Origin of the sequence: Micromonospora sp. NPDC049903 (genome assembly GCF_044460945.1) — a bacterium.
Classification (GTDB): domain Bacteria; phylum Actinomycetota; class Actinomycetes; order Mycobacteriales; family Micromonosporaceae; genus Micromonospora.
In genome coordinates, this window is the sequence record NZ_JBITKL010000012.1 from 52,391 (window position 1) to 66,195 (window position 13,805).

At 71.3% G+C, this 13,805-nt stretch carries 12 protein-coding genes; 5 read left to right on the plus strand and 7 right to left on the minus strand.

Annotated elements, in window-relative coordinates:
• The first annotated feature begins 232 nt into the window (after window positions 1-232).
• From ACIBO1_RS19445 to ACIBO1_RS19455, 3 genes are all read left to right on the plus strand, one after another.
• Window positions 233-1,270, plus strand: coding sequence for a LacI family DNA-binding transcriptional regulator (locus tag ACIBO1_RS19445; protein WP_396748341.1), 1,038 nt, complete (start codon window positions 233-235; stop codon window positions 1,268-1,270).
• Window positions 1,271-1,289: 19 nt separating this feature from the next.
• Entirely contained in the window at window positions 1,290-2,333 is a 1,044-nt protein-coding gene (locus tag ACIBO1_RS19450; protein ID WP_396748343.1) for an acetylxylan esterase, read from the plus strand.
• A 263-nt stretch (window positions 2,334-2,596) separates the two neighbouring features.
• Complete coding sequence (locus tag ACIBO1_RS19455) at window positions 2,597-4,018, plus strand: endo-1,4-beta-xylanase (protein ID WP_396748345.1); 1,422 nt, start codon at window positions 2,597-2,599, stop codon at window positions 4,016-4,018.
• A 98-nt stretch (window positions 4,019-4,116) separates the two neighbouring features.
• Here ACIBO1_RS19455 and ACIBO1_RS19460 read toward each other — a convergent pair whose 3' ends face one another.
• A complete protein-coding gene (locus ACIBO1_RS19460; RefSeq protein ID WP_396748347.1) occupies window positions 4,117-5,718 on the minus strand; it encodes an RICIN domain-containing protein in 1,602 nt (533 codons plus the stop codon).
• A gap of 183 nt (window positions 5,719-5,901) precedes the next feature.
• A complete protein-coding gene (locus ACIBO1_RS19465; RefSeq protein WP_396748349.1) occupies window positions 5,902-7,233 on the minus strand; it encodes a PHB depolymerase family esterase in 1,332 nt (443 codons plus the stop codon).
• A 179-nt stretch (window positions 7,234-7,412) separates the two neighbouring features.
• Here ACIBO1_RS19465 and ACIBO1_RS19470 point away from each other — a divergent pair, with 179 nt between their 5' ends.
• Window positions 7,413-9,005, plus strand: coding sequence for a glycosyltransferase 87 family protein (locus ACIBO1_RS19470; RefSeq protein ID WP_396748351.1), 1,593 nt, complete (start codon window positions 7,413-7,415; stop codon window positions 9,003-9,005).
• A 38-nt stretch (window positions 9,006-9,043) separates the two neighbouring features.
• Here the strand turns inward: ACIBO1_RS19470 and ACIBO1_RS19475 are convergent, their stop codons facing one another.
• Together ACIBO1_RS19475 and ACIBO1_RS19480 are read right to left on the minus strand one after the other, a co-directional pair.
• Window positions 9,044-9,214 (minus strand): hypothetical protein, encoded by a 171-nt coding sequence (locus ACIBO1_RS19475; protein ID WP_396748353.1) that lies wholly within the window; start codon window positions 9,212-9,214, stop codon window positions 9,044-9,046.
• Between the two features lie 94 nt (window positions 9,215-9,308).
• The gene (locus ACIBO1_RS19480; protein ID WP_396748355.1) at window positions 9,309-10,415 is read right to left on the minus strand and encodes an L-dopachrome tautomerase-related protein; all 1,107 of its coding nucleotides are present in this window, start codon (window positions 10,413-10,415) and stop codon (window positions 9,309-9,311) included.
• Between the two features lie 209 nt (window positions 10,416-10,624).
• Here ACIBO1_RS19480 and ACIBO1_RS19485 point away from each other — a divergent pair, with 209 nt between their 5' ends.
• Window positions 10,625-11,188: an STAS domain-containing protein gene (locus ACIBO1_RS19485; RefSeq protein WP_396748356.1), complete on the plus strand. Its 564-nt coding sequence runs from the start codon at window positions 10,625-10,627 to the stop codon at window positions 11,186-11,188.
• A gap of 182 nt (window positions 11,189-11,370) precedes the next feature.
• On the opposite strand, the gene ACIBO1_RS19490 is transcribed toward ACIBO1_RS19485, so the two are convergent.
• From ACIBO1_RS19490 to ACIBO1_RS19500, 3 genes are all read right to left on the minus strand, one after another.
• The gene (locus ACIBO1_RS19490) at window positions 11,371-11,670 is read right to left on the minus strand and encodes a BON domain-containing protein (protein WP_350697897.1); all 300 of its coding nucleotides are present in this window, start codon (window positions 11,668-11,670) and stop codon (window positions 11,371-11,373) included.
• 205 nt (window positions 11,671-11,875) lie between these two features.
• Complete coding sequence (locus tag ACIBO1_RS19495; RefSeq protein WP_396748358.1) at window positions 11,876-13,081, minus strand: sensor histidine kinase; 1,206 nt, start codon at window positions 13,079-13,081, stop codon at window positions 11,876-11,878.
• 22 nt (window positions 13,082-13,103) lie between these two features.
• Entirely contained in the window at window positions 13,104-13,799 is a 696-nt protein-coding gene (locus ACIBO1_RS19500; protein ID WP_396748360.1) for a response regulator transcription factor, read from the minus strand.
• Window positions 13,800-13,805: the final 6 nt, after the last annotated feature.

A 13,805-nucleotide genomic window follows, 5' to 3' on the forward strand; every position in this document is an offset into this window, starting at 1 on the left:
GGCGATTCTCGAAATTTTCGGAAACCAGTTCGTCACCCGTGTCGGGAACTTAAGGGCGTCAATGGAGTGTGTCAAGGGTCTGCGAAGCGACTGCCCACGCGGCACCCGCAGGGCAGGCAAGCGATTTCCGACCGATCGGGCACTCCTCATCCGCATCGACCGGCGTCGTCGCCATCGAGGGGATCCCGTGTTATGGTTCCCCGAAATTTTCGGGATCGTTGCAGAGGGTCGGATGACGGAGAACCGATCGCCGGACGTGCTCGGCTCCACCACCATCGCGACCATCGCGACCATCGCGCGAGAGGTGGGTGTCTCGGCGGCGACCGTCTCCAAGGTCCTCAACGGCCGGTCGGACGTCGCCGCCGCCACCAGGGCGCGGGTCGAGGCCAGTCTGGAGCGGCACCGATATCGTCGCCGTGCCCGTCGGTCGTCCGGCGAGGGCCAGATCGAGCTGGTGTTCCACGAGTTCGGCTCGGACTGGGCCCTGGAGATCATCCGTGGGGTGGAGGCCGTCGCCGCCCTGCCGCCGGTGAACCTGGTGCTCTCCCAACTCGGCGGAGCACGTCGACCGCCGCAGTCGTGGGTGGACGCGGTGCTCGCCCGGCGTCCGCTCGGCGTCCTGCTGGTCATGTGCAACCTGACCGACCAGCAGCGCCGACGGTTCGATCGGCAGTCGATCCCGGTGGTGGTCATCGACAACGACAGCGCCAGCGCCGCCTCGGTGCCGGCGGTCGGCTCGAACAACTGGAACGGCGGCCTGCTGGCCACCCGTCACCTGCTGGAGCTCGGTCACCGGCGGATCGCGATCATCTCCGGCCCGCAGGACGTGCTCTGCGCGCGGGCCCGGACTGCGGGATTCCGCTGCGCGCACGAGGAGATGGGCGTACCCGTCGCGCCCGAACTGGTCCGCTTCGGCAACTTCCACCTCGACGCCGGCTACACCCACGGCATGCAGTTGCTCAGTCGCCCGGACCGCCCGACCGCCGTCTTCGCCGGGTCCGACCTCCAGGCGATGGGGGTGCTGCGGGCCGCCCGGCAGCTCGGTCTGGACGTGCCCGGCGACGTGTCGGTGGTCGGCTACGACAACCTGCCCGTCTCGGCCTGGATCGGTCCCGCGCTGACCACCGTCAACCAACCGCTGCGGGACATGGCCGGTACGGCGACCCAGATGCTGCTCGACCTGGCGCGCGGGGTCGCGCTGCCGACCAGCCGCATCGACCTGGTCGCCGAGCTGATGATCCGCGAGAGCACCGCCCCGCCGTCCACCTGAGCAACCGCTGCGAGGAGCCATGCCCCTGTTCGACCTGCCCCTCGACGAGCTGCGGCGGTACGCGCCGACCGTGCCGGAGCCCGCCGACTTCGACGCCTTCTGGCAGGGGACCCTGCACGCGACCGCGGCGACACCGGTGCTCATCGACGTCCGGCCCGAGCCGACCGACCTGCGTCTGGTAGACACCTGGGACGTCACGTTCGCCGGCTTCGCCGACGAGCCGGTCCGGGCCTGGTACACCCGCCCCTCCGGGGTGGACGGAGCACTGCCGGTGGTGGTGGAGTACGTCGGCTACGGGCGCGGCCGGGGCCTGCCGCACGAGCGCCTGACCTGGCCGGTGGCCGGGTACGCGCACCTGCTGATGGACGCCCGGGGACAGTCCGGCCAGTACGGCCTGGGTGACACGCCCGACCCGCACGGCGCGACGCCCGGCGGGCCGACGCCGGTGACCCGGGGAATCCTGGCGCCGGAGGGCTACTACTACCGACGGCTCGTCACCGACGCGGTCCGGGCCGTACACGCCGCCCGTGCCCTGCCCGGCACCGACCCGGCGCGGGTGGTCGCCGCCGGCAACAGCCAGGGCGGTGGACTGGCGCTGGCCGTCGCCGGACTGGTGCCCGACCTGGCCGCACTGGTCACGACCGCGCCGTTCCTCTGTCACGTGCAGCGGGCCATCGAGATCACCGACGCCGCCCCGTACGGCGACATCGTCACCTACCTGGCCGTGCACCGGGAGGCGGAGGCGGCGGTCCGGCGCACCCTGTCCTATGTCGACGGGGTCAGCTTCGCCCGGCGGGCCCAGGCGCCCGCGCACTTCGGGATCGGGCTGCGGGACACCGTCTGCCCGCCGAGCACCGTCTTCGCCGCCTACAACCAGTACGGTGCCGGCATCGACGGCCCCACCCCGCAGCGGAGCATGCACGTGTACCCCTTCAACGGCCACGAGCACGGCGACGCGACCCACGTCCGTCGCCAGCTCCGGTGGCTGTCCGAGCTGTTCTCCGGGACGACGGACCGGCCCGGGCCACCGAAACTTCCGGAGGTGTCGGTCGGGATCGGCTGACGCCCTGGCCACAGGGTTGTTCCGCTGCGAGGTGCACGCGGGTCCGGCTCGGGCGGGTCGAAAGTGTGTCGCTGCGCGTTGAGCTTTCAGACGTGTTTCGATACTGTTTTCGATACAACAGCCTCGATCTACTCATGGTGGCGGGCTGCAGGCACCGACCGGCGCGGCTCACGGGCAACCGCGCAGACGGCGGGAGCCACCATGTTTGGGCAGTAGTCGGGGCCGGCTTCCATCAAGCACGGCTTCGTCGAAAGGCTCATGCCATGAACAACGCCTTCGCCCGCGGCAGCGGGCGTCCGGCTTCCCGACTGCGGCCACGCATCGCGTTGGTCTCGGCCGCCGTCGGTCTCGCCCTCATCTCCACCAGCGTGGTGGTGGCCTCCAGCGCGAGCGCCGCGACCACCCTGGGCGCCTCGGCCGCCGAGAAGGGCCGCTACTTCGGCGCGGCCGTGGCGGCGAACAAGCTCTCCGACTCCACCTACGTCGGCATCCTCAACCGCGAGTTCAACTCGGTCACGGCCGAGAACGAGATGAAGATCGACGCGACGGAGCCGCAGCAGGGGCAGTTCAACTTCGCCAACGCGGACCGGATCGTCAACCACGCCATCTCGCGCGGCATGTCCGTCCGGGGACACACCCTGGCCTGGCACTCGCAGCAGCCCGGCTGGATGCAGAACATGTCCGGCACCCAGCTGCGCAACGCGATGCTGAACCACGTCACCCAGGTCGCCACCTACTACCGGGGCAAGATCCACTCCTGGGACGTGGTGAACGAGGCGTTCGCCGACGGCAGCAGCGGCGCCCGCCGCGACTCCAACCTCCAGCGCACCGGCAACGACTGGATCGAGGCGGCGTTCCGTGCCGCCCGGGCCGCCGACCCCGGTGCCAAGCTCTGCTACAACGACTACAACACCGACGACTGGACCCACGCCAAGACCCAGGCCGTCTACCGGATGGTCCAGGACTTCAAGCAGCGCGGTGTGCCGATCGACTGCGTCGGCCTGCAGTCGCACTTCAACGCCAACTCGCCGTACCCGGGCAACTACCGCACCACGCTGTCCAGCTTCGCCGCCCTCGGGGTGGACGTGCAGATCACCGAGCTGGACATCGAGGGTTCCGGCACCTCGCAGGCGAACGCGTACCGTGGCGTGGTCACCGACTGCCTCGCCGTCGCCCGCTGCACCGGCATCACGGTGTGGGGCATCCGGGACACCGACTCGTGGCGCTCGGGCGGCACCCCGCTGCTCTTCGACGGCAGCGGCAACAAGAAGGCCGCGTACAACTCGACGCTGGAGGCCCTGAACGCGGGCGGCACCACCCCGCCGCCCACCACTCCGCCGCCGACCACCCCGCCGCCCACGACCCCGCCGCCGACCACCCCGCCGCCCGGCGGATCCGGCTGCACCGCGACCGTGTCGCTGAACTCCTGGACCGGTGGATTCGTCGCCACCGTCCGGGTCACCGCCGGCTCCACCAGACTCAACGGCTGGGCGGTGACGGTGGCGCTGCCGAGCGGCAGCACGGTGACCAACACCTGGAACGCCCAGGGCAGCGGCACCAGCGGCAACGTGAGCTTCCGCAACGTCAGCTACAACGGAACCGTCAACGCGGGTACCACCACCGAGTTCGGCTTCCAGGGCAACGGGAACGGCCCGACCGCCACCCCCACCTGCACCGCCAGCTGAGATGAAAGGAAGGGTCCCCTGCTAACGCCTCGTGCATAGCAGGGGACCCTTCCTAACACTGCACACCGCGCCCGGCGCGCCGGGCGCGGTCGCGCGGGTCAGCAGCGGCTGATGCTCGCGTTGGAGAGCGTGACGTTGCTGATGGTCAGGTTGGTGGCGCAGGGGTTCTCCACGATCCGGTTGTTGGCGAGCGTGAAGTTCCGCAGGGTGATGTCCCGGTTGCCGGGGAACTCGGCACGGGCCGCCAGGCGGACCTCCCCGCCACCGCTGATCGTGCCGCCGCCCGCCGCGATGTCCACGCCGGTGCAGTTCTCGATCAGGACGGCGTTGTTGCCGGTGTTGGCGATGTCCACCCGGTTGATCGCCGTGCCGCCGGACTCCGAGACGCAGAAGACGCCCCGACCGCCGCCGCGCGCGCGGACCGTACCGACCCGGATGTTGATCGGGTACGACGAGCCGATCCGACCCGCGCGGTTGGCGACCCGGAAGGCCGCGTATCCGGTACCCGTGCCGGCGTTCTCCGCGTCCACGGTGGTCACCGTGGCGTTGATGGTCTCGTTGAGCAGCAGGCCCGACTCGCCGACGTTGCGGGCGGTCACCGTGCCGATGGTCAGCCCGTCCACCCCGTACGTCTCGACCGCGTGCGCCCGGGCGCCGGAGACGTACACGTTGTCGATGCGGATGTTGCGCGACCACTGGCTGGTGTCGCCCCGGTTGTCGATGCGGACGCCCAGACCGCCGGTGAGCCGCATGTCGATCTGCCCGAGGATCACGTTGGTCACGTTGCGCATGAAGATGCCGTACAGCGGGGCGCCGGTGACGCTGAGGTTCTGCACCTCGACCTGGGTGGTGCCGCGTGAGTAGATCGGGGCCTGGTCGCCGGTGCCGGAACCGGTGACGTTGATGGTGCCGCACACGTCGATCGTGGTGTAGCTGGGCAGCGAGATGCGGGAGCCCGCGCTGATCGTGCCGGAGCCACGGACCACGACCCGCTGCTTGCTGGTGCGGCCGGCGCTGAGGCTGTTCACCGCCGCCTGCACGGCGGCGCGCATGTCGGTGCCGGTGTAGACCGTGCTGCCGCCGTTGCGGGCGGTCCAGGTGCCGCCGTTCAGCACGGCCTCGGCCTGGAACGCGCCGCTGCCGCAGCCGCTGGAGCCGCCCAGGACGGCCAACTGCCACTGCTGGTTGGTGCCGCCGACGTCCTGGTACTGCGAGATCATGCCGCCGTCCGCGGTGGACCACTCCCACACGTCGAGCGCCTTGTTGGAATGCCGGTTGACGAAGCGGACGAAACCGCTGTCGGAGTCGGCCAACCGGAAGTGCTGCCGGTTGTTGCCGCTGACCGGCGCGTTCTGTACGAGCTGCACGCCGTCGTTGGCGTTGGGCAGTTCGAGGACCTTGCCGCTGTGCACCGAGCGGATCTGGTAGTAGCCGTTGCCCACGTCGACGAAGCGCCACTGCTGCACCGCGGCGTCGTTGCGGGTGAACTGGTTGACCGGGGCGTTGTCGGCGGTGGACCAGTTCCACACGTCCATCGCCTTGCCGCTGTGCCGGTTGACGAACACGTACGTGGCGTTGGGGTCGACGGTGGCGGCCCGTGCGGCCGGCGCGGTGACCGTCTCGGCGGTGCCGAGGAGCACCAGCGCGGCGACGACCACCAGGCCGAGGCGTGGTCGTCCCTTCGTTGTCCTGAGCAGCATGCGGTTCCTCCGGGGTGTGGATCGGTGGTGGCGCGCCTGCCGGCGGAGCGGTGGGACGGGCAAACGCTTTCCCTGCCACCAATATATCGACATAAAGCGATTAATTACAACGTGGCGACGCCCGCGCGGACGTGGACCGCGCGGGCGTCGCCGCCGGGTGGCGAGGGGTGCGCCGGTCCGGGGTCAGGCGATCGCGCAGGGCGTGGCGTTGAGGGTGAAGGCCGACGGTGCGGCGGTGTTGCCGCCGTGGGTGGCCTGGAAGCCGATGGTCACCGAGGCATTGGGCGCGATGGTCCCGTTGTAGGCGGCGTTACGGGCGGTCACCGCACCCGAGGTCGGGGCGTAGGTGGCGTTCCAGCCGCCGGTGATGCTCTGCCCGCCGGGCAGCGTGAAGGCCAGGCTCCAGCCGTTGACCGCGGTCGGGCCGGTGTTGGTGATCGTCACCGAGGCGGTCAGCCCGGTGTTCCAGGCGTTGACCGTGTACCCCACCCGGCAGCCGGTGCCCGGCGGCAGGGTCGGGGTCGGCGGCACGGTCGGGGTCGGCGGTGGGGTGGTGGGGGTGATCGTCGGCGTCGGGGTGGTGGTCGGCGGCGGCGCGTTGTCCAGGCCGAAGAACCGCACCGCCCCGGCGGCGTCGACCGGCAGGTTGTGCGACACCCCCTGCATGCTGATCGCCTCGACCGGCGCGGTGCCGCCGGTACCCCCGTACCGGGTCCGGGTGTATCCGGCCTGCGGGCTGTCGGTCATCGTCGGGGTCTGGCTCAACCCGTGTACGTTCGTCCACTGCTTGACCTGCTCACCGAAGTTCGGATACCGCAGGATGTCGTCGTTGGTGCCGTGCCAGATCTGCATGCGCGGTCGTGCTCCGGTGTAGCCCGGGTACGCGGCGCGGACCAGGTCGCCCCACTGCTGCGGAGTGCGCGTCACCTGCCCGTTGGCGCACTCGCTGTTCCACTCCGAGCCGTTGGTGGTGGCGAAGCAGCCGAACGGTACGCCCGCGAAGGCCGCCCCGGCGGCGAACACGTCCGGATAGACCCCGAGCAGCACGTTGGTCATCATCGCGCCGGACGAGACGCCGGTGACGAAGATTCGCGACGCGTCGACCGGGAAGCGCTGCCGGACGTGGTCCACCATCGACATGATGCCCACCGGATCGCTGCCGCCACCCCGGCGCAAGGCCTGCGGCGAGGAGACGTCGAAGCACTGGCTGCTGCGGGTCACCGACGGGTAGACCACGATGAAGCCGTACCGGTCGGCCAGTGACGCGAACTGGGTGCCGGAGTGCAGCGCCGGCCCGCTGCCGGTGCAGTAGTGCACCGCGACCAGCAGCCCCGGCCGAGGTGCGACCCGGTCGGGCACGTAGAGGTACATGCGCAGGTTGCTCGGGTTGGTGCCGAAGTTGGTGACCTCGGTCAGGGTCGCTGCCGAAGCGGGTGTCGGGATCGACAGCGCGGCCAGCGCCGTCAACGCGATGGCCGCCAGGGCGGCGCAGCACAGTCTGATCGCCGTTCTCATCGGGACGTGTCCTCCGGACGGGGTGCGGACAGGGTGGTGTTCCGATCGTGGGCTGCCCGGTGCCCGTGGTCGTCCGGCTCATTTACATCGACGATTATCAGTTGGCGAGGTGGTGGGTGGCAAGCCGCCGACCGCCGTACGGGGCATCGGAACCGGCCGCCGCTTCCTATCCTCGGTCCATGCGGGATCGTCGGGTGACACTGCTCTGGATCGGGTTCGGGGTGCTCGCCCTGATCTCCGTGACGCTGGTGCTGCGCCGCCCGGACCGCCTTTCCGACCTGCACATCTATCACGGCGCGTTGACCGACCTGCGGGCCGGACGACCGCTCTACGAGTACGTGGCGGCCAACGGGGGGCCGTTCACCTATCCGCCGTTCGCCGCACTGGTGCTCCTGCCGGTCACCGCCGTGCCGCTCGGCGTCGCCGAGGCGCTGTGGTTGGCGGCGACCTGCGCGGCCGTGGTCGCCGTGGCCGTACCGGTCGGCCGGGCGCTGGCCGCCGACCGAACCGACCGTCGGGTGGCGGTCGCGGTGACGGCCGGCGTGCTCATGCTCTCCGCGCCGGTGCAGAGCAACCTGCGGTTCGGTCAGGTGAGCATCTTCATCGTGCTGATGGCGTTGCTGGACGCGATCGGTCGACCGTCGCGGTTCCGTGGCGTGCTGATCGGGGTGGCGGCGGCGATCAAACTCACCCCGCTGATCTTTGTGGCGTACTTCGTGGTGTCCGGCCGCTATCGCGACGCGGCGCGGGCGACCGGCGCCTTTCTCGCCTGCGGGGTCCTCGCCGTGGTGCTGCTGCCGCAGGAGAGCCTGACGTACTGGGCCGGCACGGTGGCGCAGACCGAGCGGATCGGCAACCTGGCCTCGCTGGGCAACCAGTCCGTACACGGCATGTTGCTGCGCCTCGGTGTCCACGAGAGCACCCTGCCGCTGGTCTGGGCGGCCATGGTGGCCCTCGTCTGCGGGCTGGCGCTGCTGCGGGCCCGGTGGCTGGCCGCCGCCGGTCGACCCGGACACGCCGTGGTGCTGGTGGGCTGTGCGAGCGTGGCCGCGTCACCGGTGTCCTGGACCCATCACCAGGTGTGGACGGTGCTGGCGGCGATGTTGCTGGTCGGTGCTGTCGGCGTGACCCGACGGGTGGCCGGTGTGGCGCTGCTGGCCGGCACCGTGTTCTCCCTGGGCGTGGTGCTGGCGCCGTTCTCCGCGCGGCCCGGCGTGCAGTTCCTCTTCGAGAACGCCCGCGCGCTCGGCGTCTGTCTGCTCTGCGTGGCGGGTTTCGGCGCGGCGGTCGCCGTCGGCAGCCGCCGCCCGCCGATGCGGCGGCGGGCGTGGCTGCGTGCGGGCGTCGCGACCGCCGGTGTCCTGGCCTTCTTCGCGGTGCAGCCGCTGCCCGCCGGGGCCGACCCGACCTTCAAGGCGTACCGGTCGGAAGACGTGGTCAACCCGCGCTACTTCTTCGTGTGCCGGGGCCCGCAGGAGTGCGCCCGCTACGGCACGGACGCGCCGGTCACCTTCGGCACCCGGGCCGAGAAGACCAAGGTACGGGTCAACGGCGTCGTCTCCGCACAGGTGGCCCGCCTGGAGTACCACTCCGCGCCCGGTGGGTCGGCCCGGCACATCCCGCTGCTGTCCGCGTACCCGGGAGTGCGGACCTTCTCGTTCCGCTCCGCGACCATGACGCACGGGCGGCTGGTCGCGTACGCGGCCGACGGACGGGTACTCGCCACCTACGACGACGAGCTCGCCGCCGCGCTGCCGACCCGTCCCGGGTGAGGGTCGCCGTCAGCGCCGCCGGGCAGGGGTGCCCGTGCTCACTGCTCGTCGTCGACCACGTCGGTCTCGCCGTCGTGAGAGAACAGCGACGGCAGGTGCTGGTCGGGCTGCGGTGCCTGCGCCGGGTCGTGGTGCGGGTCGCCGTCGGGGGAGAAGAGCACCTGGTCGGTCTTCGCGGTCTTCTCGTGTTCTTCCTCCGGCTCGGTCACGACCCGCTCCTCCGCTCGTGGGCGTTGCTTCTCGACGCTACGTGCGACCGACGGCACGCCAGGTGCGGCGGTGTCGCCGACCACCCGAACGGGGTCAGGGCCGCAACAGCACCGGACCGGCGTCGATCCGGGTCCGGAACAGCGCATACGGCTTGCGTCGCAGGTCCCGTCCCCGGTTGAACGGCGGCTGCCGGTGCACCTGGTTGGCGATCACGTACAGGTGCCGGTCGACGGCCACGCTCAGCGTGTCCGGCCAGAGCAGCCGCGCGTCGTGCACCACGGTCTCGTACTCGCCGTCGGGTCGTCGGCGCAGCACCGCGTTGTGCTCGTAGTTGGTCAGGTAGAGGCGTCCGGCGTCGTCGGACTCCAGCCCGTCGGCGCCGCCGCCTTTGTCGCCCTCGTCCACCACGGTCGCCGCCACCGCCGCGTCGGTCAGGGCGCGGTCGGCCAGCGCGTCGGTGGCGACGCTGTACCAGCGGCGGGTCGCGAGGGCGCAGTAGTAGAGCCGGGAACCGTCGGCGGAGATGGCGATGCCGTCCGCGCCGACGCCCACCGGTTGCGGCGGGCCGTCCGGCGGCCGGACCAGGAACGGGCGGCCCTCGACCACCGGCCGGAAGTCGGCCAGTGGCGCGGCCTTGGTCGACGGGTGGTCGTTGAGCCGACGCCACGACTCGCCGCTGGCCAGGTCCACCACGATCAGCGCGTTCGGCGCCCCGTCGGCCGAGTCGGTGAGGTACGCCAGGCCCGCCTCGCCGCGCCGCAGGTCGAAGCGGACGTCGTTGAGGTACGAGGTGGGCAGTGCCACGTCGGGCGGGAACGTGATCACCTGGACGACCCGGTCGGTACGCAGGTCGATGCGGACCAGCTTCGGCCCGCCCGGCTCGGTCGGTTGGAACATCGGACTGCCGGTGTCGAGCACCCAGAGCCGGTCGGCGGGGTCGACCACGACGCTCTGCACCGACACGAAGGCCGAGGAGTCGTCGTTGCCGGACGGGGTGTTCCACGCCCGGTCGGGGTAGGCGACCTCGCGTCCGCGCCGCAGCTCGACCACGGTCGCGGGCACCTCGTCGCCCCAGCGGGGGAAGTTGACGAAGATCCGTCCCCGGTGCGAGACGGTGACCCCGGTCGGCATCGGGCCTCGGAACCGGTGCACCACGTCCAGCGTGCCGACCGGTTCGTCGGTGGGTAGTCCGTTGCGCATCTGCGACCTCCCGGAAGATCCCGGCATCGGTTGATCTCTCTGTATCAATCATTGCAAATCGGGCAGGGGGTCGGACACCTCGCGTCAGCCATCCGACCCGCCGTCGGCCGGAAATTCATTCGTCACGTAACCGTCATGCGTCCGCGCGGTACCCGCCACCTGCCGTCGGCAGGGTGGGGACGACCCCTCTACGTGGAAAGGAGCGCGCTATGGCCGTTGCACTGGACGACCAACTGGTCACTCTGACCTGCGACAACTGCGGTGACATCGTCACCGGGTCGGGTGCGCCCTCGGGCGGCGAGGTGGTGTGGACGCTGCTCTCCGAGCACGGCTGGAGCGGCTCCCCGCTCGCCGACGGTCCGCACCGATGCGCCCACTGCACCCGACTCGGCCCGGCCTCCGACGGGGTACCCGGAGGCGTCACCGGCATCGAGCACCTCGACGGCGTGACCGTGGTGACCATCGCCGGTGACGTCGACCTCGACACCGGCGACGCCCTGGAGTTGGCCCTGCGGCACGCGACCGACATGGGCGGTCACGTGGTGGTCGACCTCGGCCGCACCGACCTGATCGACTCGACCGCGCTGGGGCTGCTCGTCCGGGCCCACCACCGCGTCGCCGAGCGTGGCGCGACGCTCTGTGTCGCGACGAGATCGCCGCTGATCCGTCAGGTGCTGCGGGTCACCCGTCTGGACGAGGTCTTCCCGCTCGTCGAGACCCGCGCCGACGCGCTGGCCCACCTCGACGACGTGACCTCCGACTCCACCCGCTGACCGACGGTCGACTCCGCCGGCCGCCCGAGGCCGGGACGGTCGTGTCGCCCGACCCCGGGCCCTGGGGGAGGGGCCCGGGATCGGACCGGCCGCGGGACCTGGCCGGGGGATAGGCGACACGGTGTGAACAGATCCGGCCCGCCCGCACCAGCCGGTGCCTGGCGGTACGGGCGAGCCGGAGTTCAGCGGCGGCTGCGCCGGGTGTTGGCCAGCCGCAGGGCGTTACAGACGTCCACCACACCTTCGACGTCCCAGGCCAGCTCACCGGCGGCGCGGCGGGTCTCCGCGCTGCCGACCAGCCCGGTGAGGATCACCACGCTGTTCTGCACCATCACGGTGATCTGCTGCCGTCGGGTGGTCCAGTCGGCGCTGAGTCGCTGGGCGACCAGGGCGGCCAGGCGGACGTCCTCGTCATGGTGCTGCGGTTCGTCCCAGAGCGCGCGGAAGGAGTGGTCGTCCGGCATCGGCCAGGGCCACGGCATCACCACAGCGGTCTCCTTCGTCGTCGACGCCGGCGACGCGAGGCGCCGTCCCGATCGACCACCACACTGCGCAACGACCTTGGAGTGGACCGCACGGTTGGATGACATTTGCATGACAGATCCTGCCGATGCCCGCCGCCCACCGGTGCCCGCGCCCGCCGGTCGGGCCCGTCCCGACACGGCGGCCAGGGGGCAGAAGGCCAGGTCAGAGCGGCGAGGTGACCGGCGGCGGCGCGTCGTCGGCCCGGTCCGCGGCGGGCAACCACAACACGAAGACGCTGCCCGCGCCGGGCCGGGAGAAGACCGCCGCCTGCCCGGCGTGCGACTCCACGATCTGCCGCACGATGGCCAGCCCGAGTCCGGTACGCCGGTCCCCCGAGTCGCCCCGCCCGGTCTCGCCACGCCAGAACCGGTCGAAGACCCGGCGCTGGTCGTCCTCGGCGATACCCGGTCCCTCGTCCGCCACCGCCAGCCACAGCCATCCGCCCGCCCGGCCGGTCGCCACCTGCACCGCCCCGCCCAGCGGGGAGAGGCGTACCGCGTTGGAGAGCAGGTTGCCCGCCGCCCGGCGCAGCGCGTCCGGGTCACCGATGAGCCCCAGGTCGGTGTCGAGCGCGTACCGCAACCGCAGCCCGCGCCCGGCGGCCAGCGGGGCGAAGTCCTCGCCCGCCTCGCGGGCCACCGCGCTCAGGTCGACGTCGGTGTCGGCCATCGCGTCGGCGTCCCGGCGGGCGGTGGCCAGCAGGTCCTCGACCAACCGCGACATCCGGGTGGTCGCCCGGTCGATCGTCGCCACCGCCGCCGTACGTTCCGACTCGGTCGCCTCCGGCGAGTTCAGCGAGGCGTCCAGGTTCGCCCGGATGATCGCCAGCGGACTGCGCAACTCGTGCGAGGCGTCGTCGATGAGCTGACGTTGGGCGTGGAAGGCGTGGTCCAGCCGATCCAGCATCGAGTCGATGGTGTCGCCGAGATCCCGCAGCTCGTCGCGGGGACCGGCCAGCCGGATCCGGCGGGACAGGTCGGTGGCCTGGATGTCCCGGGCGGTACGCGCGATCGCGCCCACCGGACGCAACGCCCGCCCCGACAGCACCCACCCGATGCCGAGGCTGGCCACGAAGAGCCCACCGAGCGCGATCAGCGAGTAGTCCCGGACGGTCTGCAACAGCCGCAGGTTGACCTCGTCCTCTATCTGCTGCACCTCGGCCACCTCGATGGTGGTCCCGGTGGCCACCGTCCGGCCGTCCTCCTTCTGCTTGTAGAGCTGCGCCTCGTACCGTTTGCTGATCGGCTTGGGGTCCACCGCCCGGTCCACCGCCACGTACGCCACCGCCAGCCCCGCCCCGGCCAGCGCGAACAGCAGCGTCGAGTAGAGCACCGTCAACCGGAACCGGATCGACCGGAACAGCCTCACGTCTACACCCCAGTCCGCTCGCTCACGCCGCCACCTCTCGCAACCGGTAGCCGCGCCCGATCACCGTCTCGATCGGTGGCTCGGTGTCGGCGCCGGTGAGTTTGCGCCGCAGCGTACCCACGGTGACCCGGACCGTCTCGGTGAACGGGTCGGCGTTGGCGTCCCAGACGTGCTCCAACAGCTCCTCGGCGGGCACCACCCGACCGGGATGCGTCATCAGGTACTCCAGCACCCCGAACTCCTTGCGGGTGAGCTGGAGTTCCCGTACGCCCCGCCGGGCCTCCTGCCGCGCCACGTCCAGGGTCAACGCCCCCACGGTCAGTACCACCCCGGTGCCGCCGGTGTCCCGCCGCAACAGGGCCCGTACCCGCGCCAGCAGCTCGACGAGGGCGAACGGCTTCACCAGGTAGTCGTCCGCGCCTTCGTCGAGCCCGCGTACCCGGTCGCCGAGCGCGCCCCGGGCGGTCAGCATCAACACCCGCAGGTCCTGCCCAGCGGCGACCTCGACCGCGCCGGAGCGGATCGCCCGACACACCGCGAACCCGTCCTCGTCGGGCAGGTTGACGTCCAACAGCATCAGGTCGTACGCGTTGACCAGCAGCAGCTCGTACGCCTGCGCCGCGTCCACCGCGACGTCGACGGCGTAACCGGCGCGGACCAGCCCGACCCGCAACGCGCCGGCCAGGTCCTCCTCGTCCTCCACCACGAGCAGCCGCATGTCCCC

Excerpts from the sequence above, each read along its gene's own strand:
- ACIBO1_RS19460 (WP_396748347.1), bottom strand. The coding sequence starts at position 5,718 with ATGCTGCTCAGGACAACGAAGGGACGACCACGCCTCGGCCTGGTGGTC.
- ACIBO1_RS19455 (WP_396748345.1), top strand. The coding sequence starts at position 2,597 with ATGAACAACGCCTTCGCCCGCGGCAGCGGGCGTCCGGCTTCCCGACTG.
- ACIBO1_RS19480 (WP_396748355.1), bottom strand. The coding sequence starts at position 10,415 with ATGCGCAACGGACTACCCACCGACGAACCGGTCGGCACGCTGGACGTG.
- ACIBO1_RS19490 (WP_350697897.1), bottom strand. The coding sequence starts at position 11,670 with ATGCCGTGGCCCTGGCCGATGCCGGACGACCACTCCTTCCGCGCGCTC.
- ACIBO1_RS19465 (WP_396748349.1), bottom strand. The coding sequence starts at position 7,233 with ATGAGAACGGCGATCAGACTGTGCTGCGCCGCCCTGGCGGCCATCGCG.
- ACIBO1_RS19450 (WP_396748343.1), top strand. The coding sequence starts at position 1,290 with ATGCCCCTGTTCGACCTGCCCCTCGACGAGCTGCGGCGGTACGCGCCG.
- ACIBO1_RS19470 (WP_396748351.1), top strand. The coding sequence starts at position 7,413 with ATGCGGGATCGTCGGGTGACACTGCTCTGGATCGGGTTCGGGGTGCTC.
- ACIBO1_RS19445 (WP_396748341.1), top strand. The coding sequence starts at position 233 with ATGACGGAGAACCGATCGCCGGACGTGCTCGGCTCCACCACCATCGCG.
- ACIBO1_RS19500 (WP_396748360.1), bottom strand. The coding sequence starts at position 13,799 with ATGCGGCTGCTCGTGGTGGAGGACGAGGAGGACCTGGCCGGCGCGTTG.
- ACIBO1_RS19485 (WP_396748356.1), top strand. The coding sequence starts at position 10,625 with ATGGCCGTTGCACTGGACGACCAACTGGTCACTCTGACCTGCGACAAC.